The sequence below is a fragment of the Arthrobacter sp. UYEF21 genome (assembly GCF_040546085.1).
Lineage (GTDB): Bacteria > Actinomycetota > Actinomycetes > Actinomycetales > Micrococcaceae > Arthrobacter.
This window is the reverse complement of the sequence record NZ_JBEPNF010000001.1, coordinates 381,187-407,317: the sequence shown is the minus strand read 5'-3', so window position 1 is coordinate 407,317 and position 26,131 is coordinate 381,187. Positions and strand designations below refer to the sequence as shown.

Below are 26,131 nucleotides of genomic sequence, written 5' to 3'. Positions count from 1 at the left end.
TTGTAGGTCCCTGGGGACTTACTTCTTGGTCTGGAAGTCGCGCTTTTCCTTGATCTTGGCAGCCTTGCCGCGCAGATCACGCATGTAGTACAGCTTCGCGCGGCGCACGTCACCCTTGGAGACGACCTCGATCTTGTCAATGATCGGGGAGTGCACCGGGAAGGTACGCTCCACACCGACGCCGAAGGAGACCTTGCGGACGGTGAAGGTTTCACGAAGGCCATCGCCGTGGCGGCCCAGGACGAAGCCCTGGAACACCTGGACACGGGAGTTCTTGCCTTCAATGATGTTCACGTGAACCTTGAGGGTGTCACCCGCGCGGAACTCGGGAACATCTGTGCGCAGCGAGGCTGCATCTACGGAATCGAGAATATGCATAATTGCACTCCTGGTGAACGCCACAGGTCATTCACTTTAGGTCACGGCAGTCAAGCCCGGCAGCGCAGGACGCACCGGAAATTACCGCCGAAAGTTAAGTGGTCCGGTTCCTTCACTGATTGAAAGTACCGGGTTGCCTTAGCTGTTGGTTGCGCTCCCCCTGTGGCAGGTGCGGACCCAGCAGACACAAAGACTAATTTTGCCACATTCACAGGCCATCAGCCAATTGCCGCCGACGGCCCGCCCGGTCAGGCGGAGGGCGTCGGTCAGGCGGAGTTACTGGTTTCGGCGCCGTTTTGGGCATCACCGGGCCGCCGGGCACGGAGGTGACCCTCGACGACGGCGTACCCGAGGTCGTAGAGAGCGGTCCGGTCTGCGCGTGGCAGCTTACCGGCATCGAACGCCTCCAACAGGTCAGGACGCCGCTCCGCCGTCCGCTGGTACTGCTGGTGGCGCCGCCACTGCGCGATCTTCCCGTGGTTGCCGCTCAGCAGGACTGCCGGCACTTCCCGCTCACGCCAACTGGAGGGCTTGGTGTACACCGGGTACTCCAGCAGTCCGTCGGAGTGCGACTCCTCGACGAGGGACTCGGGGTTGCCTACCACCCCGGGCAGCAGCCTGCCGATGGCCTCCACCATGGCCAGGACAGCTACCTCACCGCCGTTGAGCACGTAGTCACCAAGGCTCATGGGCCGGACGGTGAAGTGTTCCGCCGCCCATTCGATGACGCGCTCGTCGATGCCTTCGTAGCGTCCGCAGGCAAAAACGAGCTGCTCCTCTTCGGCGAGCTCATGGGCCAGCGCCTGGGTGAAGCGCTCCCCCGCCGGTGACGGCACGATCAGGACCGGCTTAATTGTTTTAGCTTCGTTGGTGTCGGCGACGGAAGCCAGCGCCTGAGCCCACGGCTCCGCCTTCATCACCATGCCGGCGCCGCCACCGTAGGGCGTGTCGTCCACGGAGCGGTGTTTATCGGTGGTGAACCCGCGCAGATCATGGACGTGCAGGTCCAGCAGGCCGTCCTGGCGGGCTTTGCCGATGAGGGACAGCTCCAGGGGCGCCAGGTACTCAGGGAAGATGCTGACGACGTCGATTCTCATCTACGCGTTGCCCTCAGGCCCGCCGGTGGCAGCGTCGTCGGAGTTGACTTCAAACAGTCCGTCCGGCGGGGTGAGCAGGACAAACCCCCCAGCGACGTTGACTTCCGGCACGATCTGCTCGACGAAGGGAATGAGGATTTCCTTGCCGTTGGCGTCCTCAACCACCAGCAGGTCCTGGACCGGCATGGTGTGCAGCGCCGCGATCTTACCTACCACCTGGGAGCCCACCCGCGCCTCGAGGCCAACCAACTCATGCTCGTACCAGCCTTCGTCGTCGTCATCGTCCAGCTCTTCGGTTTCGACGAACAGCTTGGCCCCGCGCAGGGTCTCGGCCTGGTTGCGGGTTTCAATTCCCTCAAATGCGAGCAGCAGGATGTCCTTGTTCCATCGCGCACTCTCAACAGTCAGGGGGCCGGCCGACGCCGGCTCCACCACAAACTCGGTGCCGGGAACAAACCGGTCCGCCGGGGCATCGGTCAAAACCTGGACCGTCACTTCCCCACGGATCCCGTGCGGTTTGCCGATTCGTGCCACCTGAAGCTGCATCTGTTCCTCTGTTCCGGTTGTGGGGTATCCACAGTGTTGTGATGAAAGCACTCCGGCCCCTCCACCTTGATCGGTGGAAGGGCCGGAGCAAAAACTGATGTTGCCGAGCGCTTAGCGGCGGCGGTCCGTGTCGACGACGTCGACCCTTACCGGTTCGCCGTCTGCCAGTGCCGCCACAACGGTGCGCAGTGCACGTGCAGTGCGGCCCTGGCGGCCGATCACCCGTCCCAGGTCATCCTGATGAACGCGGACCTCGAGGGTGTCCCCCCGGCGGTTGTTCTTCGAGCTGACCTTGACATCTTCCGGAGAATCAACGATTCCCCGGACCAGGTGTTCGAGCGCTTCTGCCAGCAATCTACTCAGCCTCGTTGGCTTCTGCTTCGGCCGGGGCCTCGGCTGCGTCAGACTGCTTTGCCTTCTTGGTGATGGCCTCCGGGATGATTACGGAACCCTTTTCTGGGGCAACAAAGGCAGCCTTGGGAGCTTTGGTCTTCAGGGTGCCTTCCTGGCCCGGGAGGCCCTTGAACTTCTGCCAGTCACCGGTGATCTTGAGGATCGCGGCAACCTGCTCGGACGGCTGGGCGCCAACGCCGAGCCAGTACTGGGCACGGTCTGTGTCGACCTCGATGTATGAGGGCTCTTCGGTGGGGTGGTACTTGCCGATCTCTTCGATGGCACGGCCGTCGCGCTTGGAGCGTGCGTCCATAACGACGATGCGGTAGTACGGTGCGCGCATTTTACCAAAGCGCTTAAGGCGAATCTTTACGGCCACTTTTGTGGTCACTCCTGTTTCAGAAAAGGGTTGAACCGACGTTCTGCACCCGTGGGGCGGGCCGTACTTGAAGGCTCGAAGGACAGGATCCGGACGCGGAGAGAGGGGCCACGCAGATCGAGTACCTGTTTATTGTGCCAGATCAGCGTCAGGATTTCGACTTGACACGTCTGGATGGGGGGAAGAGGACGGACCTGGCAGGCCCCCAGGGGCCTAGGACGCCCAGACATACACCCCGGTGCGCTCGGCGTCGTGAATTCCACTGGCCAGCTCGGCGAGCTGCTGGACATAGTTCCGGGCGTCGGCTGCACCGAATGGCATATCGTCGTGACCGGCCCATTTTTCGGCGACATCATCCAGGACGTTGCCTTCACCCTCAGTTTCATAGGTAAGGAGGTCAGCCAGCGCCCGCACCATCGCCGGCGGCACGCCGAGGAGGGAGTCGCTGGAAACGTCAACCATGGCAAGTTCGTAGCCCTCGCCACCGGCGTGGACCGCAGCCCCGGCGAGATCGCCGAGCTGTTCTATCTCGAAATCACTGACTCCCGGTATCCGCAGTGCGGGTCCCGGCGGCGAGCCGCCGGCATCAAGGACGCCGGCACGCTTCAGCGCGGCGTCGTGGGTAGCTACAAAAATTTCAGTGAAGCCCATGGGCACAGCCCTCATTCCGTCGACGGTGCGGCCCTGGCGGGCAGCTAAGGGTGCCGCCCCGGCCGTTCGAAATCAGCCTAGTGCATCGGGGCCTGCAGCTCCGGCCAGCGCCACTTAGCGGACAGCAACCCGGATATTGTTGCGCCACGGATCCTCGAAGCGCAGTTCGGCACCCGTGTGGTGTGACGCCAGCCCGGCGACCTTCAAGCGGTCAGCGAGGGCTCCGACGTCGTCACCTGAAGGGACTTCGATGAGCACCTCCCCTAGTCCCAGGGTGTCCTTGCGCGGTCCGGCGCCGCGGCTGTTCCATACGTTCATTGCCATGTGGTGGTGATATCCGCCCGCAGAAACGAACAATGCCTGCCCGTGCCAGCCGGCGGTCTTTTCGAAGCCCAGCGTGCCCACATAGAAATCGTGCGCCGACTGGACATCACCCACCTGGAGGTGGACGTGGCCCACACCGGCTTCGGCGGCCTGCTGGCCGTCCATGGATTCCTCGGTCATGTGCTGCTCAAGGTAGCGCTGCGGCGGCAGTGCCAAGCTGTCCATCAGCACATCCTTCCCGTTCCAGGACCAGTTTTCGCGGGGCCTGTCCCAGTACAGTTCGATGCCGTTGCCTTCGGGGTCATTGAAGTAGAAGGCTTCGCTAACGAGGTGGTCGGCGCTGCCGGTGAAGGACCGGGGTTCGTACTGGGCCGCGGTGGCTACCGTGGCAGCAAGCGAAGCCCGGTGGTCAAAGAGCAGCGCCGTATGGAACAGCCCGGCCTCGCCCCTGCGGGGCAGGCTCAAGGACTGGGCGGCCGCAAGATGGACCAGCGGGCGCCGGAGCCGGCCAAGGTAGACGCCGCCGTCCTGTTCGGCGACGACCTCCAGGCCGAGCGCACGCTGGTAGTAGTCGGTCATCAGCTTCATGTCGCCCACCTTGAGCATCACTGTGCCCATGGAGAGGTCGGCAGGAAGGAGATCCCGACTGGTGGCTTCTGCAGTCATTGAACGCTCCCGGTCCGTTGGCCTTCGGGGTCGAAGGTGGCCATGACTCCATTTTACTTGAAGCTTCAATTTAATTCAAGTGGCTGGGCAGACAGGTTGCGACAGCATCCCCGTGACTGCTGTCACAGGCCACCCTCGGCCTGTGGTAGCTTCGACTTGACCACACGGGAGCCCTTGCAGGGGCTGAGATCGGGCTGACGCAGCCTGCGACCGTTGAACCTGTCCGGGTAATGCCGGCGAAGGAAGTGAATATTCATTGAATACACAAGAAACACAGCTGAACCCTGCCCAAAGTGAAGCCGACCAGGATCAAACGGTCCGGCCTGAAACCCAGTCACTGAAGTCCCACTCGCTGGCGTTCATCAATGATGACGCCACCGGGATCCGGGTTCCCGTGACCGAGATCGCGCTGGAACCGTCGCCGAACGGCGAGGCGAACGGGCCTTTCCGGACCTACCGCACGGCCGGTCCGGGCAGCGATCCGGTGGTGGGCCTCAACCCGTTCCGCTCGGAGTGGATCGCCGCCCGCGGCGACACCGAGCCCTACAGCGGCCGGGAACGGAACCTGCTCGACGACGGCAAGTCGGCAGTTCGCCGCGGCGCCGCTTCCGCGGAGTGGAAGGGCGCGCAGCCCGTGCCCCGCCGCGCCGTCGAAGGCAAGACCGTCACGCAGATGCATTACGCACGGCAGGGTGTGGTGACGCCCGAGATGCAGTTCGTTGCCCTCCGCGAGAACTGTGACGTGGAACTGGTCCGCAGCGAAGTCGCTGCCGGCCGCGCCATCATCCCCAATAACATCAACCACCCGGAATCTGAACCGATGATCATCGGCAAGGCCTTCCTGGTGAAGATCAACGCCAATATCGGCAACTCCGCGGTGACCAGCTCCATTGCCGAGGAGGTGGACAAGCTCCAGTGGGCCACCCAGTGGGGCGCGGACACCGTCATGGACCTGTCCACCGGCGATGACATTCACACCACGCGGGAATGGCTAATCCGCAACGCCCCCGTTCCCATCGGCACCGTGCCCATTTACCAGGCTTTGGAGAAGGTCAACGGCGAGGCCAACAAACTGACCTGGGAAATCTTCCGTGACACCGTGGTTGAGCAGTGCGAGCAGGGCGTGGACTACATGACCATCCACGCCGGAGTGCTGCTGCGCTACGTGCCGCTGACGGCCAACCGCGTCACCGGCATCGTCTCCCGCGGCGGCGCAATCATGGCCGGCTGGTGCCTGGCCCACCATCAGGAGAACTTCCTCTACACGCACTTCGACGAGTTGTGCGAGATCTTCGCCAAGTACGACGTCGCATTCTCTTTGGGCGACGGACTGCGCCCGGGAGCGACGGCGGACGCCAATGACGCCGCCCAGTTCGCCGAGCTGGACACTCTGGCGGAGCTCACGCAGCGGGCCTGGGAATTCGATGTCCAGGTCATGGTGGAAGGTCCCGGGCACGTCCCGTTCCATCTGGTGCGGGAGAACGTGGAACGCCAGCAGGAACTCTGCAAGGGCGCCCCGTTCTACACGCTTGGGCCGCTGGTCACGGACATTGCCCCGGGCTATGACCACATCACGTCCGCCATCGGCGCCACGGAAATCGCCCGCTACGGCACCGCGATGCTTTGTTACGTCACGCCCAAGGAACACCTTGGCCTCCCGAACAAGGACGACGTCAAGACCGGGGTGATCACCTACAAGATCGCCGCCCATGCAGCAGACCTGGCTAAGGGCCACCCGGGTGCGCACGAGCGTGATGACGCCCTGTCCAAGGCACGGTTTGAGTTCCGCTGGCGCGACCAGTTCGCATTGTCCCTGGACCCGGTCACGGCGGAAGCCTTCCATGACGAAACGCTGCCGGCCGAACCGGCCAAGACCGCGCATTTCTGTTCCATGTGCGGGCCGAAGTTCTGCTCCATGAAAATCAGCCAGGACATCCGGGACGAGTATGGTTCAGCCGATTCCCAGGCAGCCATCGCCGAGGCCTACAGCGGCATGCGGGAAAAGAGCGCGGAATTCCTGGCCTCCGGCGGCAAGGTATATCTGCCTGAACTGCAGCTTCCGGGCGCAGGCGGCGAAGCGGCGTCAGGAAGCCTGAACTGAGACTGACCTGCTGACCTCGGCGATGAAGGACCGGATGGCCCGGTCACCTTCAACCGAGTCCTGTGGCCGGTGCCCTCCTGCAGCGATGCGGTGCAGGGCACCGGTTTCCCGCAGGTATACCGCGATTTCCTCGTAGAGAGGCTCCCAGCCTCCGGTCAGGACCATGGTGGGGACGCCGGGAACAATGTGGAGCGGGGCTTCCCAGGATGGGGCCTGCAGGCGAAGCCGGCGCGCTGACCGTTTTTCCTCCGGCGTGGAGGGCTCCTGAAGGTCGGCCGCGAACATCCGGCGTACGAACTCCCGCTGGAATTCCTCATCGCCCAACTCGTAACGGACCTCAAAAAGCGGCTGCATCAGCGCCACGTGCGCTGAGGTGGCGGGCAGTTCGGCGGTGAGCGACAGGCAGGCGGGTTCCACCAGCGTCAGGGAAAACACGAGGTCGGGGCGTTGGACGGCCGCCATCATGGCTGCGATGGCGCCCTGAGCATGGGCAACAACATGCCCGCCGGCGGCACCGCGCCCGTCATCCGCCAGTGAACGAAGGATGATGGCGGTGTCCTCGGTGAACGAGGATTCCACGGGTTCAGCCAGGGGGTCGTAGCCGTGGCGTCGCAGGAACAGGGCATCGTAGGCCAGCGCCATCCCGTGCTGGCGCGGCCACGCTGCCGCCCCGAACGGCCCGCCGCCGTGCACGAAAACTACCCTCTGCTTGAACATGACCCAACCTTATTCCAGAGCCCCCACATCCTTGCCGGATGGCAGCAGCGTCGTTGCCAGCCCTCAAAAGCGCACCGGCTGCTGCCCACCCGGCAAAACGCGTCTACTTGCCGAGGAACTTGTCGAACCCCTTGGGCAGGTTCAGCTGCGAGGGATCAAAGTCGCCCGACTGCTGGCCGAAGGCTGCGCCCGTCGGCAGGGCCTTAGCCGCTCCGGCCCGCCGGGCCTCGGCATCCTTGAGCTCTTGGGCAGCCTTGGCCGGGTTGCCGGACCGTGCCTTTTTCTTCGGGGCGTTCTTGCCGCCCTTGCGCGCACCACCGGGGCCACCCATGCCGGGCATCCCTGGCATCCCTGGCATTCCCGGCATGCCGCCGCCCTGGGCCATCTTCTTCATCATCTTCTGGGCCTGGGCGAATCGCTCCAGCAGGCCGTTCACCTCGGACACGTGCACGCCGGAACCTCGGGCGATGCGAGCGCGGCGGGAGCCGTTGATGATCTTCGGGGCGACGCGCTCGTGCGGCGTCATGGAGCGGACGATCGCCTCGACGCGGTCGATCTCGCGCTCGTCAAAGTTTTCCAGCTGCTGCCTGATCCCGGCCGCACCCGGCATCATCATGAGCATCTTCTTCATGGAGCCCATGTTGCGGATCTGCTGCATCTGCGAGAGGAAGTCGTCCAGGGTGAAGTCTTCCTGGTCGGCGAATTTCTTCGCCATCCGGGCGGCTTCGTCCTTGTCCCAGTTCTTCTCTGCCTGCTCAATCAGGGTGAGGACGTCGCCCATGTCCAGGATGCGGGAGGCCATCCGGTCCGGATGGAACAGTTCGAAGTCGTCCAGGCCTTCACCGGTGGACGCGAACATCACGGGCTTGCCGGTGACCGACGCCACCGAAAGCGCAGCACCGCCGCGGGCGTCGCCGTCGAGCTTTGACAGCACGATGCCGGTGAAGTTCACACCCTCGTCAAAGGCCATTGCCGTGTTCACGGCGTCCTGGCCGATCATGGCGTCGATCACGAACAGCACTTCGTTGGGGACGATGGCCCGGCGGATCTGGCTCGCCTGCTCCATCATCTCGGCATCCACGCCCAGGCGGCCGGCGGTATCAACAATCACGACGTCGTGGAGTTTCTGGCGTGCTTCCTCGACGCCGGCGCGGGCGACGGCAACAGGGTCACCGGCCGGGTGCTCCAGTTCAGAGGTGGCCCCCGGGTGCGGCGCGAAGACGGGCACACCGGCGCGCTTGCCCACAACCTGAAGCTGGGTGACGGCATTGGGGCGCTGGAGGTCGCATGCCACGAGGATGGGGCTGTGGCCCTGGGCCTTGAGCCACTTGGAGAGCTTGCCGGCGAGGGTGGTCTTGCCTGCGCCCTGAAGGCCGGCAAGCATGATGATGGTGGGGCCGTTCTTCGCCAGGCGGATGCGGCGGGTCTCGCCACCGAGGATCTCAACCAGTTCCTCGTTGACGATCTTAACAATCTGCTGGCTGGGGTTCAGCGCCCCGGATACCTCGGCACCGAGCGAACGTTCCCGGACCCTGGCCGTGAACTCGCGCACAACGGGAACAGCGACGTCGGCATCCAGGAGGGCGCGGCGGATCTCCCGGACTGTGGCATCAACATCTGCCTCGGTGAGGCGGCCCTTGCCACGGAGGTTCTTGAAGGTTGCTGTCAACCGGTCAGAGAGTGAATTGAACACGCGCCGCGCACTTCTTTCAGTGGAGTTACAGGGGGGACTCGACTATCTAGGGTACCAAGTCGGGCATGCATGATGGCATGCTGGCAAGGTGACCAGCCAAACGAGTGTAAAAACCCTGCTCATCCTGGGGGCCTCCGGCGACCTGACCGGCCGCTTGCTCCTTCCCGGCCTTGCCCGGTTGGTGGCCAAGGGCCGCGCCGAAGGACTGGACCTGGTAGGCGCCGGCTCTGATGCGTGGACCCCGGAACAATGGCAGGTCCGGGTCCGCGAGGCCTTCGCGGCGGCGGCCGAGACTGCAGATCCGGCCGGGCGCAAAGCGCTCACCGATGTTGAAAAAGCCACGGCCTATCACCAGGTCGATGTCACGGCGGAGGGAGCGCTGGCCTCGCTGCTGGCAGGACTCGAAGGCCCCACCGCCATCTACTTTGCCCTGCCGCCCCGGATCAGCCAGTTGGCCTGCGAGTCCCTGCGTCCCGAACAGGTGCCGGCCGGAACACGGCTGGTGATGGAAAAGCCGTTCGGCTCCAGCGAAGCGTCCGCCCGGTCCCTTAACCGGACGTTGGCGTCCCTCGTGCCGGAGGACCACATCCACCGGGTTGACCATTTCCTGGGCAAAGCCACTGTCCTGAACATTCTGGGGCTGCGGTTCGCGAACAACTTCCTGGAACCGGTCTGGACCCGTGAGCACGTGGCGAAGGTGGAAATCATCTTCGACGAGGACCTGGCACTGGAAGGGCGCGCACGCTATTACGACGGTGCCGGCGCCCTGCGCGACATGATCCAGAGCCACCTGCTGCAGATCATGGCATTCGTGGCGATGGAACCGCCCGCGACCATCGGCGAGCGCGACCTGCGCGACGCGGTGGCGACTCTGCTGCGCGCCAGCAACATCAGCGCGCCGTACGCGAAATCCACGCGCCGGGCCCGCTACACAGCGGGGTCGATCGCGGGCCGGAAGGTCCCGGACTATGCCAAGGAAGGCGGCGTGGACCCGGACCTCGGCACAGAAACCCTGGCCGAGGTCCGGGTGGACATCAACAACTGGCGCTGGCAGGGCGTTCCCTTCATCCTTCGTTCCGGCAAGGCTTTGGGCCTCAAGCGTAAGGAGGCGGTGATCACTTTCCGGCCGGTCCCGCACCTCCCGGCCGGGTTCACCGGGGTGGACTCCCCTAACCAGTTGCGGATCGGTTTCGGGCCGGACACGCTCCAGTTCGACGTCGATGTCAACGGTCCTGGCAGCATCTTCAGTCTCGGCCGCGTGACTTTGGATGCCGAACTCAGCGCGTCGGAGTTGTTGCCCTACGGCGAAGTGTTGGAGGGGGTGCTCAACGGCGATCCCCTGCTGTCCGTCCGCGGCGACACCGCGGAGGACTGCTGGCGGATCCTTGAGCCCGTGCTGAAGGCCTGGCAGCGGGGGACGGTGCCGCTGGAGGAGTACGACGCCGGCTCGTCGGGTCCCGCAGGCTGGTCAGGTTCGGCGCCGGCCGGGTAGCCCGAACAACAGGGAGCGGGCAGGGAACCTGTGAGGTTCCCTGCCCGCTCCCTGTCTGCTGCTGGAACTGCCTGACGTGGCGTGAGTGTCAGATCGCTGCTACGCCGCGCTCGCCTGTGCGCACCCTGACTGCCTCGAAGACGTCCATGGTCCACACCTTCCCGTCTCCCGCACGTCCGGTGTTGGAGCTGGCGATGATGACATCGAGGATATCGTCGGCCTGTTCGTCAGTGGCGAGCACTTCCACCCGGATCTTGGGCAGGAGGTCCACGTTGTACTCCGCGCCGCGGTAAACCTCCGTGTAGCCGCGCTGGCGGCCGTAGCCGCTGGCTGCACTGACCGTCAGCCCCTGCACCCCGTACGACTCCAGACCTTCCCGGATCGCGTCCAGCTTCTCCGGGCGGACAATGGCTGTGATCAGTTTCATGCTTCCACGCTTTCTTTACCGGCTGCCGGCTGAGTCTTCCTTGCACCGTTCGATTCGGCGGTGGCGCCCTCCGGGGATGTTGCCTTGCCGGTGATCAATTCGTGAAGCGGCTGGAAGCTGCCACCCTGGCCGCCCACGCCGAACTCGTAGGCAGTCTCAGCGTGCAGGCTGAGGTCAACACCCACAGTTTCCTGCTCCTGCGAGACGCGGAAACCCATGGTCCTGTGGATGGCCAAGGCGATGATCGACGTCAGGATTGCAGAGTAGGCGATGGCGGTGCCGGCCGCTGCAAGCTGGGCCCAGAGCTGGGTCAGTCCGCCGCCGTAGAAGAGGCCGCCGCCCACACCGTCGTTGGGCAGGGCAATGAAGCCCAGGGCAACCGTGCCGATGATGCCGGAGACCAGGTGCACGCCGACAACGTCCAGGGAGTCATCAAAGCCCCAACGGAACTTGAGGCCGACGGCCAGGGCGGAAGCAACGCCGGCGATGACGCCGAGGCCGAGGGCTCCCACAGGGCTGACGTTGGCGCAGGCCGGGGTGATGGCAACCAGGCCGGCCACGACACCGGAGGCAGCACCCAGCGAGGTAGGGTGGCCGTCGCGGATGCGTTCGGTGACGAGCCAGCCAAGCATGGCCGCGGCCGGGGCTGCGAGGGTGTTGACCCAGATCAGGCCGCCCTGCTCGGCAGTGGTGGCCGCGCCGCCGTTGAAACCGAACCAGCCGAACCAAAGGATGGCTGCACCGAGCATCACGAAGGGGATGTTGTGCGGGCGGTGGTTGGGGTCCTTGCCGAAGCCGCGGCGGTTGCCGATGATCAGGACGAGGATGAGGGCCGCCACACCAGCGTTGATGTGGACCACGGTGCCGCCTGCGAAGTCGATGGCAGGGCCGAGTGCCTGGCCAATGGCGCCTTCGGGACCGAACAAGCCGCCGCCCCACACCATGTACGCCAGCGGGCAGTACACGAGCGTGACCCACACGGGCACAAAGACGGTCCAGGCGCCGAACTTGGCGCGGTCAGCGATCGCACCGCTGATGAGAGCCACCGTGATAATGGCGAAGGTCGCTGCGTAACCCACCTTGATCAGGCCGTCCGGGGAGGTGATTCCCTCAAGGCCGAAGGTGGCGAACGGGTTCCCGACGATTTGGAGGAATCCTTCGCCGGAGCTCATCGATGCGCCCCAGAGCACCCAGACCACGCCGACCATGCCGATGGAGATGAAGCTCATCATCATCATGTTCAGTGCAGCCTTGGCGCGCGTCATACCGCCGTAGAAAAATGCCAGACCCGGTGTCATGAACAGCACGAGTGCTGCCGCCACCATGAGCCATACGTGACCTGCTGTAAGTTCCATGGTGCACGTCCTCCCTCTTCTCGACGCTGCGGATAGTTCCGCCTGCCAACGCCTTTTGCGTCCTGAAATGAGTTTGTCCGTGCAGTGTTTCGCCCGCTGGGGAATTGCATTGCTGATTTGTTACAAGAACCTCTAGGAAGTAAATGGTGCATATCTGGCTTGTTACGGTTATGTTTCACCCGCTCCACAGGCCGCCGGCCGCCAACCAAGCAAGGAACCCAGCCCTATGACGGCACCCACACGTGTGAGCCGGGCCACAATGCGGATTCTGTCCGTTATCCGACCCCAACGGCCCGGACTCCCCCGCGACGTGAAGGTGATGCTGGCGGCTGCCTTCCTGATTGCCCTCGGTTTCGGACTTGTTGCGCCCGTGCTGCCGCAATTCGCCACAACTTTCGACGTGGGGGCGACGGCCGCCGCGGTGATCGTGAGCATCTTCGCTTTTATGCGGCTGGTGTTCGCGCCCGCCGGAGGCGCCCTCATCGGCCGGCTCGGCGAACGGCCTGTCTATGTTGGCGGCCTGCTGATCGTGGCGGTGTCGACGGCGGCCTGCGCTTTCGCACAAAACTACTGGCAGCTCCTGGTCTTCCGGGGGCTGGGCGGGGTGGGCTCGGTGATGTTCACCGTGGCGTCGATGTCTCTTGTGGTCCGGCTGTCACCGCCGGAAAGCCGGGGCCGGGTGTCCGGAGCCTACGCATCCTCCTTCCTGATCGGCAGCGTCCTGGGCCCGGTGGTGGGCGGCCTGCTCGCAGGTTTCGGGCTGAGGGTGCCGTTCCTCTGTTACGCCGCTGCCCTTGTCCTCGCTGCCATCGTGGTGCAGACCCAGCTCAGCCACACACCCACTTCGGCGAGGTCCGCCGGGGACCACGCTCCGGCCATGCGTTTCGCGGATGCCCTCGGGATCGGCGCCTACCGCTCGGTCCTGGTTTCCAGCTTCGCCAACGGCTGGGCAACCTTCGGCGTGCGGATGGCCACCGTGCCCCTCTTCGCTGTTGCTGCGCTCGGCGCGGGTCCTGAAACTGCCGGCCTGGCGCTTGCCGTGTTTGCCGGCGGAAACGCTGCCGCGCTGACGTTTTCCGGCCGGCTGGCCGACAGCCTGGGCCGGAAGCCGATGATGATTGCGGGGCTCCTTGTCGCCGGGGCCGCCACGGCAGCCATCGGCTTCACCTCCCACCTGGGCTGGTTCCTGGCGGCCTCCGCAGTGGCCGGGGTGGGGTCCGGCCTTCTGGGTCCCGCGCAACAGGCAGCCGTGGCCGACGTCATCGGGAACGAGCGGTCAGGCGGGCGCGTGTTGGCCGCGTACCAGATGACTACGGACATCGGTGCGATTTTGGGCCCGGTGCTGGTGGGATTCCTCGCCGATCAGCTGGGTTACGGCTGGGCGTTCGGCGTCACCGGCGGGGTCCTGGTGGTGGCCGCCGCCTGCTGGTCAGTCACGCGCGAGCCGCTAAAACGTACCGAGGGGTGGGATCCCACCGCCTAAGCATGCGCTTAGCCGCGGGATCCCACCCCTCGATTGTCGGAGCCGGCCCTTAGTTAAGCAGGGCGTCCACAAAGCCTTCAGCGTCAAACGGAGCCAGGTCATCGGCACCTTCGCCAAGACCGATCAGCTTGACCGGCACACCCAGTGACTTCTGGATGGCCACCACGATTCCACCCTTGGCCGTGCCGTCCAGCTTGGTCAGGACGATGCCGGTGATGTTCACTACCTCGGCGAAGACGCGGGCCTGGTTGAGGCCGTTCTGGCCAGTGGTGGCGTCCAGCACCAGCAGGACCTCGTCCACTTCGGCAAGCTTCTCGATGACGCGCTTGACCTTGCTGAGTTCGTCCATCAGGCCGGTCTTGTTCTGCAGGCGGCCCGCCGTGTCGATCATGACAACGTCGACTTCCTGGTCGATGCCTGCCTTGACCGCCTCATAGGCGACAGACGCGGGATCCGCGCCGTCGACGTCGGACTTCACCGTGGCAACGCCCACGCGCTGTCCCCACGTGGCCAACTGCTCCGCCGCGGCAGCGCGGAACGTGTCCGCCGCACCCAGCAGCACGTCCTTGTCCTCGGCCACGAGCACCCGGGCGAGCTTGCCCACTGTGGTGGTCTTTCCCACGCCGTTGACGCCCACCACCAGCACGATGGCTGGCTTGTCGCCCTGCCTGTCCGTGCGCAGGCTGCGGTCCATGGTCGGATCCACCAGTTTGATGAGTTCTTCGCGCAGCAGTGCCTTGACCTGCTCCGGTGTCCGGGTGCCGAGGACTTTGACCCGTTCCCGGAGCGCGTCAACCAGTTGCATGGTCGGTTCGGTTCCCAGGTCCGCCAGAAGGAGGGTTTCCTCAACTTCGTCCCAAACGTTTTCATCGATTTTGTCACTGGAGAGCAGGGCCAGCAGGCCCTTGCCCAGGATGTTGTTGGACCGGACCAGGCGTTCGCGCAGGCGCATCAGGCGGCCGGCCACCGGCAGGGGGGTTTCCACCTGGATGGTTTCAAGGCCCGCCGCGTCGTCGGGCACGTCAGTGGTTTCGAGGCCTTCGAGGTCTTCGAGGTCGACGCCGGCTGGAGCCTTCCGCTCGGCCGGAACCACGGGAGCGTCTTCGAGCAGTGTTCCCCCGCCGGCGACGGGGTCATTGGCGTCACGCGTCCCGGGGTACTGCGTGATGTTCTTCCGCGCCTTCAACAGGACCGGGATCAGCCCGCCAATAATCGCCAGGGCAGCAACAATGGACAGAATAATGGGGAGGATGTCATTCACTCCCCTAGCTTCTCACAACGCAGCATCCGATTGCGGCGGCCACTTGCACAGACTCTAGACCTCAGCTCCCAGGCGCTGGCTGATGACGGTGGAGACGCCGTCGCCGCGCATTGTGACGCCGTAGAGCGCATCAGCCACCGCCATGGTCCGTTTCTGGTGCGTAATCACGATCAGCTGGCTGGACTCCCGCAGTTCCTCGAAGATAGAGATGAGCCGGCCCAGGTTGGTGTCGTCAAGGGCCGCCTCCACTTCATCCATCACGTAGAACGGCGAGGGACGGGCCTTGAAGATGGCCACCAGCAGTGCGACGGCGGTGAGGGACCGTTCCCCCCCCGAGAGCAGTGAGAGCCGCTTGATCTTTTTGCCCGCCGGCCGCGCCTCTACCTCGATGCCTGTGGTGAGCATGTCTGAGGGGTCGGTGAGGACCAGACGTCCTTCCCCACCGGGAAAGAGCCGGCCAAAAACGTGGACGAACTGGGCCTGGGTGTCCTCAAATGCCTCGGCAAATACCCTCTGGACCCGGTGGTCCACTTCCTTGATGATGTCCAGCAGGTCCTTACGGCTGGATCTGAGGTCCTCAAGCTGGGTGCTCAGGAAATGGTGCCGCTCTTCGAGGGCCGCGAATTCCTCCAGTGCCAGCGGGTTGACCTTGCCCAGGGCGGACAGGTCGCGTTCGGCTTTTCGCAGCCGCTTCTCCTGTTCCGCCCTGTCAAACGGTTTGCCCTCGATCACCGGAGCGCCGCTCTCATCCACCGGGGCCCTGAGGGCAGCCCACTTGTCGCCGCTTTCCCCGGCGGGGACAGGCACGGGCACGTCGGGACCGTAGTCTGCCACCAAAACGTCCGGGGTAATGCCGAGTTCGTCGATGGACCGCGTTTCCAGGGCTTCGATCCGTGCCCGGTGCTGGGCCCGGACCAGCTCGTCCCGATGGACCGAATCGGTCAGCTCCGCCAACTCGCGGGCCAACGAATCGTTGCTGGTCCTGATCGCCTGCAATTGACGGTCCCGCTGTTCCCGGTTTTCCTCGGCGAGATCGCGCCCCCCACGTGCCAGCTCCACAGACACATCGATGAAGCGGACGGCCAGCTCCACGCCTGCTGACACGGCGGCCGCGCGCCGTGCCTGGAGCCGCCGGCGGCGGGCACGTTCCGCAGCTTCTTCCCTGGCCTTGCGTTCAGTTGCGGCGGCCCGCTCCAGTGAGACGGCCCTGTTCCGGCTGGCCGCCATTTGTTCTTCGGTACTGCGGAGCGCCAGCCGGGCATCCATCTCCGCGGACCGGGCAAGGGACGCCGCCAGAGCCAGGGCATCGCGCTGCTCCGTAGACGGCTCCTGTTCGGCGGGCGCCTCCTGCGCCGCTCCGAGCCTTGCGGCTATGGCCGCCAGCGCCTCTTCCTCCGTGCCCACATTCGCCTCAGCCCTGGCCAGCGAGTCGGCCAGCCTGTCACTTTCACCCACGGCGCTTCGCAGGATCGAGTTCAAATGCCCCAGCCGTTCCGCGACAGCCGCCAGCCGTGCGTCTGAGTCATGGAGCCTGTCCAGCGCGGTCTCGGCCCTCGCTTGGGCGTTGGTGCGCCTTGCCTCAGCGCCTGCCAGGGCAAACCGCTTCCGTTCGAGCTCGGCTGCGACGGCGGCGAGCCGGGTTTCGGCGTCGTCGACGGCGGCCTGAACCTCAAGCAGCGACGGCACCTTCGCGGAGCCTCCGGTGACGGTCAGTGCGGTCAGGACGTCCCCTGCGCTGGTCACAGCTGTCAGGTCCGGCCGTTCGGCCACCAGCTTGCCTGCGCCGGGCAAATCTTCAACGACGGCGAACCCGGCGAGGAGTGCTGCCACCGCCTGGCCGTCGTCGGCGGAGACCAGGTCGACAGCCCAGCGGGCACCCGCGGGCAAGGACCCGGCCGATGCGGGGTTGGGGCGTGCCAGTGGTGCAGCGGATTCCAGCAGCAGGGCGGCCCGGCCGGCGTCGTCATCCTTCAGGAGTTGCACTACGGCGGCGGCCACCGCGGGATCCCGGACCACGATCGCTTCGGAGACATCCCCGAGTGCGGCGGCAATCGCCGTCTCGTACCCTGTTTCAACAGCCAGGGACGAAGCCAGGGTGCCGCGGACACCGTCGAGGCCGGAGCTGAGTACGTGCGCCGCGCCGTCTTTGCGGTTGAGTCCAAGCTGCAGTGCGTCGCGCCGGGCCACCAGGGCCTCGCGTTCGCGGACTGCTTCTCCCCCGCTGGCAGTTAGGCCGGCAATCTCCTGCTGGACGGCGTCGAGTTCGGCGCTGGCGTCCTCGTAGTCGGCGTCGAGGCCTTCTTCTCCTTCCTCGACACCTGCCACCTGGGTTTCCAGGGCGGTGAACTCGGTCTGGGCCTTACGGCGGCGTTCCTGGCCGGCGGCGAGTGACTCGCGGAGCCTGCCCAGTTCGGCCTGGGCGGACTCCACGCGCGATCTCGCCGCACCTACCTGGCCGGCGAGCTTCGCGAGCCCTTCGCGGCGGTCTGCTGCGGCGCGGAGGACAGCCGTGAGCCGCTTGTCCTCGGCCACGGCGGCGCGTTCGGCCTCGGTCCTGGCCGCTGTAGCTGACTCGAGGGCGCTGCGCCGGTCAAGGATGTGGCGCTCGAGCCCTGTCAGCTCGTCCCGGACTCTGGCGGCCTGCCGTTCGAGCTGCTCCGGGTCCCTCCCCGAGGACGGGTCGGCGCCTACTGCCCCGAGCAGCCGGCCCCGTTCCTGGGCAAGGGCGCCGAGGGACCGGAGGCGTTCCCGTGCTGCGGTCAGCCGGTACCAGGAGTCGCGCGCTGAGTTCAACCTGGGCGTGGCCTCGGCGGCGAGTTGTTCCAGCCCGGCCTGCCCCCGGCGCCCGGCTTCCAGTTCCTGCTCCACAACCGCCCGGCGGGCTTTGAGGGCCGCCTCATCCGCCACATCCTGCTCAAGGGAGTCCTGCTCCCGGACCAGATCGTCGGCCAACAGCCGCGCACGGGCGTCGCGGACATCGAACTGGACCCGCTGGGCCCGGCGCGCCACGTCAGCCTGTTTACCAAGCGGTGTGAGCTGGCGCCTGATCTCGCCCGTCAGGTCGTTCAGTCGCTGCAGGTTCGCCTGCATGGCTTCGAGCTTGCGGACTGTCTTTTCCTTGCGGCGGCGGTGTTTGAGGATACCTGCGGCCTCCTCGATGAAACCGCGGCGGTCCTCAGGAGTGGCGTGCAGGACCTTGTCCAGCTGTCCCTGGCCCACAATGACATGCATTTCCCGGCCGAGGCCCGAGTCGGAGAGCAGTTCCTGGATGTCGAGCAGGCGGCAGCTGGCCCCGTTGATGGCGTATTCGGATCCGCCGGCACGGAACAAGGTCCGTGAGATGGTGACCTCGCTGTACTCAATGGGCAGCGCCCCGTCAGTGTTGTCGATGGTCAGGGAGACATGGGCACGGCCCAGTGGCGGCCGCCCGGACGTCCCGGCAAAAATCACGTCTTCCATTTTGCCGCCGCGCAGGGTTTTGGCGCCCTGCTCCCCCATCACCCAGGACAGGGCGTCCACCACATTGGACTTCCCGGAGCCGTTCGGTCCCACTACGGCCGTGACTCCGGGCTCGAAGTCGAACGTCGTGGCCGAGGCAAACGACTTGAATCCCCGGACGGTAAGGCTCTTGAGGTGCAAGGTGTTTCTGGCTCCTGCTCGGCGGACTGGGCGCGCTGTTGATCCGGAATATCATTCAGACATACCCGAGTGTTCGGACTCACTCGGGTGCCCGGGGGACGGCCCCGGCTACCTACAATCTACTGCGGGGCTGCGACAATTCCGCGCAGATCCGTGCGAAACCGCTCCAGGCGGCATGTGCAGGAACTAAGCAACACCGGGCATAGTTAACCCTTGGGCTTGTGCTGGATAGTGCGGTCAACCGCGGGAGTGCAGGACGAATACGAACAGGGGCTTTGATTTGACAGGGAATGCAACATTCCGGCACGACAACACCGCCTTGCTTTCGGTGAGCAGCGTCGAAGCTCCGAAGATTGTCAGTTCCGCGGATTTCGACCGAAGGCTGGCCCCGACCCTGCGGCGGCTGAAGTTCCCGCCAAAGCTGCTTGAACGTGTCGCCGGCATCACGCACCGGCGCTGGTGGGCCCCCGGGACAGCGTTCGACGATGCCGCCATTGAGGCCGGCGCGAAGGCCATGGCCGAGTCCGGCGTCGAAGCGTCCGAGGTGGGCCTGCTGATCAACACTTCGGTCACGCGGCGCAGCCTCGAACCGTCAGTCGCGGTGAAAATCCACCACGGACTCAGCCTGCCGTCGTCGGCGATGAACTTCGACCTGGCCAACGCGTGCCTCGGCTTCGTCAACGGCCTGACACTGGCGGCCAACATGATCGACTCCGGCCAGATCAAATACGCAATGATCGTCAACGGTGAGGATGCCCAGGCCACGCAGGAGGCAACCCTGGCCCGGCTACTGCGGCCCGAGACCACACGCGAGGACTTCGGCCGCGAGTTCGCCACGCTCACCTTGGGCTCCGGAGCCGCCGCGGCCGTTCTGGGCCCGGCGGACCAGCACCCCGGGGCGCACCGGATCGTCGGCGGCGTGATGCGCGCCGGCACCGAGCACCATGAACTGTGCGTAGGCGGCATAGACGGCATGGCCACCGACACCAAGGGCCTGCTCGATGGCGGCCTGCGGCTCGTCGTCGACGCCTGGCACGAGGCCCAGCCCGAGTGGGACTGGGGCTCAATGGACCGCTACGTTACGCACCAGGTGAGCAATGCCTATACACAAGCGATCATCGAGGCAATCGGCCTGGATCCGAAAAAGGTCCCCATCACGTTCCCGCACTGGGGCAACGTAGGGCCGGCATCCCTTCCCATGACCCTCGCTGCCGAAGCTCAGAGTCTGGGAACCGGGGACCGCGTGCTGTGCATGGGCGTCGGTTCCGGCCTGAACACCGCCCTAATGGAAATTGCGTGGTAGCCGCCGACTGGCCCGGCGTGGACCCCGAGTGGTCGCGCGAAATCGAGGTTGCATCCACCTCCGACACAGATGAGCCCGCAACCGTACGCCGCTGGCACCTGCTCGATAACGGCGCGCAGCTCGCACGCCGCGGCCTGACTCCGGCCGGCACCCTGCTGTGCGTGCACGGCAATCCCACGTGGTCCTTTCTTTGGCGGACCCTGCTGGCCGCCGGATCCGACCCCGCCCACCCATGGCGGGTGGTGGCGGTGGACCAGCTGGACATGGGCTACTCCGAGCGCACCGGAACGTTCCGGCGGCTAGCGGACCGGATCAACGACCTGGGCGACCTGACCGCCGCCCTGGAGCTGGCCGGACCGGTGATCACCGTCGGCCACGACTGGGGCGGCGTCATCAGCCTCGGCTGGGGCCTGGCACATCCGCAGCAGCTGGCCGGCGTTGTGCTGACCAACACTGCCGTCCACCAGCCGTCCGACTCCCCCATCCCGCCGGCGCTGCGGCTTGCCCTGCACCCTGCCGTCCACCGCTGGGGAACGACGACGTCGGACGCCTTCCTGCGGGTGACGCATTCCCTGGCGCACCCGCCGCTGGCCGCGGATGTCCGCAGTGCCTTCATGGCCCCCTACCGCCGCGCCGGCCTCCGCGCCGGGGTGGGCAATTTTGTCGCGGACATTCCAGCGGACCCGTCCCATCCCAGCTTCGCCGTGCTCAGCCACGTTGCCGAAGGACTGCGCGGGCTGAAGGTTCCTGCCCTGATGCTCTGGGGCCCCCGGGACCCGATCTTTTCGGACCGGTACCTGAAGGACCTCATCGGCCGGCTGCCACACGCGAAAGTGCACCGCTTCGAGGGTGCCGGCCATCTTGTCGCCGAAGACCGTGACATCGCCGCGCCGGTCTTCGAATGGCTGGCCGAGCTCGGTGGGGACAGTGGGCCCGGCCTCCAGGGGAAGGACATGAGCGGCGCCCCTGCATTGGAGTACAACGCCGGGACCCAGAAGTCCGGCATCGGAATCCCGCCTCTGTGGGATCCCCTCATTGAGCTGGCAACTGGACCCGCGGGCGGGGACACCGCCGTCGCGGAAATGTCCGCGGACGGTGGCATCTCCCGCTCGCTCAACTGGCGGGAGCTGGAACAGAACATTGCCGTCCTCGCGGCGGGCCTGGACGAAATCGGAGTAGGGCGTCGCAGCCGGGTGAGCCTGATGGTTCCGCCGGGCGTGGATTTGACCGTGGTGCTCTACGCCTGCCTGCGGCTAGGCGCAGTGGTGGTCGTGGCCGACGCCGGCCTGGGCACCCGCGGCCTGAGCCGCGCCGTGAAGGGCGCCACCCCGGATTTCCTCATTGGAATCGACAAGGCGCTGGCGGCCGCCTCGATGCTCGGCTGGCCGGGCAGGCGCGTCAGTGTGCGGGATCTGCCGGCCGCCCGCCGCCGCCTCCTCGGCGTCGAAACCTCGCTCACCGCCCTCGTCCGCCGCGGAACCAGCCTCCTCAGCCGCAACCCGCCGCTGCAGGCTCCGTCCCAGGGCGCCCCGGAACCGGGCGCACCGGCCGCCGTGCTCTTCACCTCCGGCTCCACCGGTCCCGCCAAGGGCGTGCTTTACACCCACCGGCAGCTAGCCGCGATGCGGGATACCGTGGCAACAACGCTGGGGATCCGTCCCGGTGCCCGCCTGGTGGCGGGCTTCGCGCCGTTCGCCCTGCTGGGACCCGCGCTCGGAGCGGTTTCGGTGACACCCGCCATGGACGTCACGGCGCCCCGCACCCTGACGGCCCGCGCGCTGGCGGAAGCCGCCGAGGCCATCGACGCCACCGTGGTTTTCGCCTCACCCGCGGCGCTGCGCAATGTCCTGGCCACCAAGGGCAGCCTGAGCGGCGCCGGGAACGAGGCACTGGGACGCGTGGAGCTGCTGCTCTCCGCCGGCGCGCCCGTCCCCGAGTCCCTCCTCGCAGAGTTGCAGCTGCTGCTGCCCAGCGCCTCGCTCCACACGCCCTACGGGATGACCGAGGCGCTGCCCGTCACCGACATCAGCCTCGAAGATATCCGCGCCGCTGAGGCCGACGCCGGCGCGGGGACCATGGCGGGGGCCGGTAATGGCGTGTGCGTGGGCCTGCCGGTGCACGGCGCCCGCGTGGCCGTCATCCCGCTCGCTGCAGACGGGACCGCGCCGGGAAACCACCCGGTCACAGATGCTGGGGTCACTGGTGAAATCCTGGTCAGCGCCCCGCATGTGAAGGATGCCTACGACCGGCTCTGGCTGACCCAGCGCGAAAGCGTGCGCACGGACGGCTGGCACCGCACCGGCGACGTCGGGCACTTCGACGCCACCGGCCGCCTCTGGGTGGAGGGACGCCTCGCGCACCTCGTGACGGCGGCCGGTTCTGTGGTGACGCCAGTGGGCGCCGAGCAGGCCATCGAACGCCTGGCCGACGTCGGCCTTGCCGCCGTCGTTGGGGTGGGCCCGGCCGGGACGCAGGCCGTCGTCGCCGTCGTCGAGACTGTACCTCCTGCCCGCCGGGCCGGCCCTGCCGCGCCGCAACTCGCCGGGCGGGTACGGGAGGCGGCCCGTCAGGCAGGCGTCAGCGTCTCTGCGGTGCTCGCAGTCCCTGCCCAGCCAACCGATATCCGCCACAACGCCAAGATTGACCGGACCCGCCTCTCCCGGTGGGCGACGACCGTACTGGCCGGCGGCCGGCCGGGCACGCCATGAGGGTCCTCGTCACAGGAGCGAGCGGCCTGCTCGGCCGTGAAGTCGCCCGGCTGCTGGTGCGGCAGGGACACGCAGTCACCACGTTCCAGCGGCGTCCCGCGGTTGTGGACGGCGTCGAGGACCTCACCGGGTCAGTTGCGGACGTCGAGGCCGTACGCCGCGCCGTCACCGGCGCCGAGGGCGTCATCCACCTCGCCGCGAAGGTCTCCTTCACCGGCCGCGCCGCGGATTTCGACCAGGTCAATATCGAAGGAACCCGCCGCCTGCTCCGGGCGGCCCGGGAGGGCGGCGTCCGGGATTTCGTATTCGTCTCCTCCCCGTCCGTGGCCAACTCCGGGACCGCCATCGCCGGGCTGGGCGCCGGGCCGGCGGACCCGGACCGGGCGCACGGCCACTACGCCAGCACCAAAGCCGAGGCCGAACTGCTGGCGCTGGCCGCGGACTCACCGGAATTCCGGGTCGCGGCGGTGCGCCCGCACATCGTCTGGGGCCCGGGCGACACTCAGTTGGTGGAACGGGTGCTGGAACGTGCCGGCCGCGGCCGCCTGCCGCTGCTCGACGCCGGCGCGGCACTGATCGACACAACCTACGTTGACAACGCCGCCTCGGCCCTGGTCGCCGCGCTGCACCGCAGCGAGCACATCCATGGCCGGGCGCTGGTGGTCACTAACGGCGAACCCCGGCCGGTTGGCGAGCTGCTGGCAGGCATCTGCGCAGCGGGCGGGGTACCGGCACCGTCGTGGAGCGTGCCGGGCAGACTGGCGCGGGCTGCGGGATCCGTGGTGGAGAGGGTCTGGATCCGGGCCGGCCGGGAGGAGGAGCCGCCCATGACCAGATTCCTTGCTGAGCAGCTCTCCACCGCCCACTGGTTCGACCAGCGCGAGACCCGCGAACTCCTCAACTGGGCCCCCGCCGTCTCGATTGACGAAGGCCTGGCGAGGCTGGCCGACTACTACGGTCCGCCATCAATTCGACTCCCCTACCAGCGTCCGTTCCGCGGGCGCGGCTGGCACACCGGGCACGTGTAGGCCGAGCGGTTCATGAACTGTTCGCGGCGAATGGTGGAGTTAATTCCGACGGCGGTGCACCGGTTGCAGGGCTGCCCTTCCCTGCCGTACGCATTAAGGGAGCGGTCAAAGTAGCCGGAAACACCGTTGACGTTGACGTACAGGGAATCGAAGCTGGTGCCGCCGGCTGCCAGGGCGTCCAGCATGACCTCGCGGGCACACGTGAGGACGCGTTCAGCGTCGGCACGGCGCAGTTTGTCGGTAGGCCGGGCGTAGTGCAGGCCGGCCCGCCACAGTGCCTCGTCGGCGTAGATGTTGCCGATTCCCGAGACCAGTCCCTGGTCCAGGAGGGCGCGTTTGAGGCCCGTCCTGCGCTTCTTGAGCCGGCTGTAGAACAGGTCGAAGGAAAACGCCGGGTCCAGGGGGTCCCGGGCGATGTGGGCTGCCTCTTCGGCAATCAGGGGAAGCGGCGATTCGGCGAGGCCGCCGGGGCCGCCGTCGCCCGTAGGGACCATGTCCGTCACGAAGAGCCCGCCAAAAATGCGCTGGTCCACAAACCGGAGCTCGCCCGGCATACCGTCACCCGGGCTCAGGCGAAGCCGCACCTTCAGGTGCTTTTCATCCGGCACGGACGGGTCCTGCATCAGCAGCTGGCCGCTCATGCCCAGGTGCGCCATGAGGGCGATGGCAGGTGCGGCGGTTCCTGAGAATCCATCGGCGGTGGCGATCTCCGGGGCCTCGCGCAGCGGCATCCACAGGAACTTTCCGCGCCGGACCACATCCGTCACGGTGGTGCCTTGGAGGTTGCCGATGAAGTCCTCCGGGCCCAGTGTGTGACGGCGGAGGGAGCGGGGGTCCAACACGTCCACTGACGTGATGGTCCGGCCGCGGAGCCAGTTCACCAACCCGCGCCGGACCACTTCAACTTCAGGAAGTTCGGGCAACGCTTGACCTAGACGCTGGAAGCGGACTCGGCTGGTCCGCCTGCCGCGGCCGATTCCTTGGTTCCGGACAGTGCACGCCAGGCGTCTGAGGCGGCTTCCTGCTCGGCTTCCTTTTTGGAGTGGCCCGAGCCGTTGCCGTACGGCTTGCCACCGATGTTCAGGACAGCTTTGAAGGTGCGGGCGTGGTCCGGACCGGCTCCGTCGACTGCGTAGAAGATGGTGCCGAGTTGCCGGCTGGCGGCGAGCTCCTGGATGCTGGTCTTCCAGTCGGTTCCGGCGCCGAGGGCGGCTGCGTCCTTCAGGAGAGGGCCGATCAGGCGCATGACCAGCTGGCGTGCGGTTTCAATGTCGTTGGACACGTAGGTGGCACCGATGAGTGCCTCCATGGTGTCGGCCAGGATGGAGGCTTTGTTCTTGCCCTCGGTGAGCTTTTCGCCCTGTCCCAGGTAGATGTAGTCCCCAATGCCGAGGCTCCGGCCGATGCCGGCCAGAGCGCGGGTGCTGACCACCGCGGAACGGCGCTTGGCCAGGTCGCCTTCAGGCAATGTGGGATTGTCCCGGTACAGGGCGTCCGTGACGGAGAAGCCCAGGATGGAGTCGCCGAGGAACTCCAGCCGCTCGTTGGTGGGGATGCCGCCGTTTTCGTAGGCGTAGGAACGGTGTGTCAGAGCAAGACGAAGCGTCCCGGCGTCAATAGAGACACCGAGACGCTTCAGAAGCTCTTCAGTTGAAGACATCATCTCAGCCTAGGGGGCCGATTAGACGTCTGCGACCTTGCGGCCCTTGTACTCAAGGAACAGCGCAGTGCCAGCCGAGTCGGTGACGACCTTTGCCTGGTGCGGCAGGCTGTAAACAACCTGGCCGTTCTCTACGGTCTTCACCAGGTGGGGGGCAGTTGCCTTCCACTGGGAGCGGCGGGCGCGGGTATTCGAGCGAGACATTTTCCGCTTGGGAACAGCCACGGCTAACTCATTTCTCTCTAGACAAACACGTACAAATCAATTTTGCCGGTCAGGCTTAGCCATATCAGCTAGGGCAGCCCAGCGAGGATCCAAGACCTCGTGGTGGTGCCCCGGCTCGTCTTCCAGGCGAACTCCGCATTCGGAACAAAGGCCCTGGCAGTCTTCCCGGCACACCGGCTGGAACGGCAGCATGGTTATGACTGCGTCCCGCAACACCGGTTCAAGATCGATCAGATCGTACTCGACTCGACGTTGCTCTTCTTCGTCTTCTTCATCCGAAAGCACGACGCCCTCATAGAAGAAAAGTTCTTGCACATTGACCTCAAGGTCATACGCAAGGGGATCCAGGCATCGCCCGCATTCGCCCGTTACTGCAGCGATAGCGGTTCCTGATACCAGGATTCCTTCGTGTACGGCCTCAAGCCTCATGTCCAGCTCGATATCCGAGCCTTCCTGAACGCCAATCAGCGCCACACCAAGATCACTTGGCGCGGGTACATGTTCTTTCAGTGTCCGCATGCTGCCCGGGCTGCGCCCGAGATCCTTGACGTCGAACGCCAAGGGCGAACTAGCATCTCGTTTAATGAGAACTCCTGTTGAACATA

At 66.0% G+C, this 26,131-nt stretch carries 23 protein-coding genes and 1 riboswitch; of the genes, 6 read left to right on the top strand and 17 right to left on the bottom strand.

What is annotated here, in order from left to right:
- Window positions 1–18: 18 nt before the first annotated feature.
- The 7 genes from rplS to ABIB27_RS01840 all read right to left on the bottom strand — a co-directional run bounded on the left by rplS (window position 19) and on the right by ABIB27_RS01840 (window position 4,434).
- On the bottom strand, window positions 19–378 hold the full coding sequence (gene rplS, locus ABIB27_RS01870) for a 50S ribosomal protein L19 (protein WP_354214188.1): 360 nt from the start codon (window positions 376–378) through the stop codon (window positions 19–21).
- Between the two features lie 266 nt (window positions 379–644).
- Window positions 645–1,475, bottom strand: a complete 831-nt coding sequence (gene trmD, locus ABIB27_RS01865) for a tRNA (guanosine(37)-N1)-methyltransferase TrmD (RefSeq protein WP_354253414.1) — start codon at window positions 1,473–1,475, stop codon at window positions 645–647.
- A complete protein-coding gene (gene rimM, locus ABIB27_RS01860) occupies window positions 1,476–2,021 on the bottom strand; it encodes a ribosome maturation factor RimM (RefSeq protein ID WP_354214186.1) in 546 nt (181 codons plus the stop codon).
- A 111-nt stretch (window positions 2,022–2,132) separates the two neighbouring features.
- The gene (locus ABIB27_RS01855; RefSeq protein WP_056349097.1) at window positions 2,133–2,375 is read right to left on the bottom strand and encodes an RNA-binding protein; all 243 of its coding nucleotides are present in this window, start codon (window positions 2,373–2,375) and stop codon (window positions 2,133–2,135) included.
- A gap of 1 nt (window position 2,376) precedes the next feature.
- Window positions 2,377–2,793, bottom strand: a complete 417-nt coding sequence (gene rpsP, locus ABIB27_RS01850) for a 30S ribosomal protein S16 (protein ID WP_354214185.1) — start codon at window positions 2,791–2,793, stop codon at window positions 2,377–2,379.
- A 213-nt stretch (window positions 2,794–3,006) separates the two neighbouring features.
- Window positions 3,007–3,444 carry a hypothetical protein gene (locus ABIB27_RS01845; RefSeq protein WP_354214184.1) on the bottom strand — a complete coding sequence of 146 codons (438 nt, stop codon included), beginning with the start codon at window positions 3,442–3,444 and terminating at the stop codon, window positions 3,007–3,009.
- 114 nt (window positions 3,445–3,558) lie between these two features.
- The gene (locus ABIB27_RS01840) at window positions 3,559–4,434 is read right to left on the bottom strand and encodes a VOC family protein (RefSeq protein WP_354214183.1); all 876 of its coding nucleotides are present in this window, start codon (window positions 4,432–4,434) and stop codon (window positions 3,559–3,561) included.
- 154 nt (window positions 4,435–4,588) lie between these two features.
- Window positions 4,589–4,696: riboswitch (TPP riboswitch) on the top strand.
- Between ABIB27_RS01840 and thiC the strand changes: the two genes are divergently transcribed.
- A complete protein-coding gene (gene thiC / locus ABIB27_RS01835) occupies window positions 4,691–6,535 on the top strand; it encodes a phosphomethylpyrimidine synthase ThiC (RefSeq protein WP_354214182.1) in 1,845 nt (614 codons plus the stop codon). (Overlaps the previous riboswitch by 6 nt.)
- On the opposite strand, the gene ABIB27_RS01830 is transcribed toward thiC, so the two are convergent.
- The gene (locus ABIB27_RS01830) at window positions 6,518–7,252 is read right to left on the bottom strand and encodes an alpha/beta hydrolase (protein WP_354214181.1); all 735 of its coding nucleotides are present in this window, start codon (window positions 7,250–7,252) and stop codon (window positions 6,518–6,520) included. The genes thiC and ABIB27_RS01830 overlap by 18 nt on opposite strands.
- Window positions 7,253–7,355: 103 nt before the next feature.
- Window positions 7,356–8,945 (bottom strand): signal recognition particle protein, encoded by a 1,590-nt coding sequence (ffh, locus tag ABIB27_RS01825; protein WP_354214180.1) that lies wholly within the window; start codon window positions 8,943–8,945, stop codon window positions 7,356–7,358.
- A gap of 88 nt (window positions 8,946–9,033) precedes the next feature.
- On the opposite strand from ffh, the gene ABIB27_RS01820 reads away from it, so the two are divergent.
- Entirely contained in the window at window positions 9,034–10,437 is a 1,404-nt protein-coding gene (locus ABIB27_RS01820; RefSeq protein ID WP_354214179.1) for a glucose-6-phosphate dehydrogenase, read from the top strand.
- An 88-nt stretch (window positions 10,438–10,525) separates the two neighbouring features.
- On the opposite strand, the gene ABIB27_RS01815 is transcribed toward ABIB27_RS01820, so the two are convergent.
- Window positions 10,526–10,864, bottom strand: coding sequence for a P-II family nitrogen regulator (locus ABIB27_RS01815; RefSeq protein ID WP_354214178.1), 339 nt, complete (start codon window positions 10,862–10,864; stop codon window positions 10,526–10,528).
- Window positions 10,861–12,219, bottom strand: a complete 1,359-nt coding sequence (locus tag ABIB27_RS01810) for an ammonium transporter (RefSeq protein ID WP_354214177.1) — start codon at window positions 12,217–12,219, stop codon at window positions 10,861–10,863. Before ABIB27_RS01810 ends, ABIB27_RS01815 begins: the two co-directional genes overlap by 4 nt.
- 226 nt (window positions 12,220–12,445) lie before the next feature.
- Between ABIB27_RS01810 and ABIB27_RS01805 the strand changes: the two genes are divergently transcribed.
- The gene (locus tag ABIB27_RS01805) at window positions 12,446–13,702 is read left to right on the top strand and encodes an MFS transporter (RefSeq protein WP_502909084.1); all 1,257 of its coding nucleotides are present in this window, start codon (window positions 12,446–12,448) and stop codon (window positions 13,700–13,702) included.
- Window positions 13,703–13,751: 49 nt separating this feature from the next.
- On the opposite strand, the gene ftsY is transcribed toward ABIB27_RS01805, so the two are convergent.
- Window positions 13,752–14,963: a signal recognition particle-docking protein FtsY gene (gene ftsY, locus ABIB27_RS01800; RefSeq protein ID WP_354214176.1), complete on the bottom strand. Its 1,212-nt coding sequence runs from the start codon at window positions 14,961–14,963 to the stop codon at window positions 13,752–13,754.
- Between the two features lie 54 nt (window positions 14,964–15,017).
- A complete protein-coding gene (gene smc, locus ABIB27_RS01795; RefSeq protein ID WP_354253413.1) occupies window positions 15,018–18,602 on the bottom strand; it encodes a chromosome segregation protein SMC in 3,585 nt (1,194 codons plus the stop codon).
- Window positions 18,603–18,882: 280 nt separating this feature from the next.
- On the opposite strand from smc, the gene ABIB27_RS01790 reads away from it, so the two are divergent.
- From ABIB27_RS01790 to ABIB27_RS01780, 3 genes are read left to right on the top strand one after another with little or no spacing between them, the layout of a single operon-like run.
- Entirely contained in the window at window positions 18,883–19,905 is a 1,023-nt protein-coding gene (locus ABIB27_RS01790; RefSeq protein ID WP_354214174.1) for a 3-oxoacyl-ACP synthase III, read from the top strand.
- Window positions 19,899–22,613, top strand: a complete 2,715-nt coding sequence (locus ABIB27_RS01785; RefSeq protein WP_354214172.1) for an alpha/beta fold hydrolase — start codon at window positions 19,899–19,901, stop codon at window positions 22,611–22,613. Before ABIB27_RS01790 ends, ABIB27_RS01785 begins: the two co-directional genes overlap by 7 nt.
- Window positions 22,610–23,641 carry an NAD-dependent epimerase/dehydratase family protein gene (locus ABIB27_RS01780; protein ID WP_354253412.1) on the top strand — a complete coding sequence of 344 codons (1,032 nt, stop codon included), beginning with the start codon at window positions 22,610–22,612 and terminating at the stop codon, window positions 23,639–23,641. The genes ABIB27_RS01785 and ABIB27_RS01780 overlap by 4 nt, the downstream gene beginning before the upstream one ends.
- Here ABIB27_RS01780 and mutM read toward each other — a convergent pair.
- The 4 genes from mutM to ABIB27_RS01760 are packed head-to-tail and all read right to left on the bottom strand — an operon-like array spanning window position 23,593 to window position 26,087.
- On the bottom strand, window positions 23,593–24,564 hold the full coding sequence (mutM, locus tag ABIB27_RS01775) for a bifunctional DNA-formamidopyrimidine glycosylase/DNA-(apurinic or apyrimidinic site) lyase (protein ID WP_354253411.1): 972 nt from the start codon (window positions 24,562–24,564) through the stop codon (window positions 23,593–23,595). The two genes, ABIB27_RS01780 and mutM, sit on opposite strands and share 49 nt — an antisense overlap.
- 8 nt (window positions 24,565–24,572) lie before the next feature.
- The gene (gene rnc, locus ABIB27_RS01770; RefSeq protein WP_354214169.1) at window positions 24,573–25,301 is read right to left on the bottom strand and encodes a ribonuclease III; all 729 of its coding nucleotides are present in this window, start codon (window positions 25,299–25,301) and stop codon (window positions 24,573–24,575) included.
- A gap of 21 nt (window positions 25,302–25,322) precedes the next feature.
- Window positions 25,323–25,526 (bottom strand): 50S ribosomal protein L32, encoded by a 204-nt coding sequence (gene rpmF / locus ABIB27_RS01765; protein ID WP_056738282.1) that lies wholly within the window; start codon window positions 25,524–25,526, stop codon window positions 25,323–25,325.
- 36 nt (window positions 25,527–25,562) lie between these two features.
- Window positions 25,563–26,087 (bottom strand): YceD family protein, encoded by a 525-nt coding sequence (locus ABIB27_RS01760; protein WP_354253410.1) that lies wholly within the window; start codon window positions 26,085–26,087, stop codon window positions 25,563–25,565.
- Window positions 26,088–26,131 lie beyond the last annotated feature (44 nt).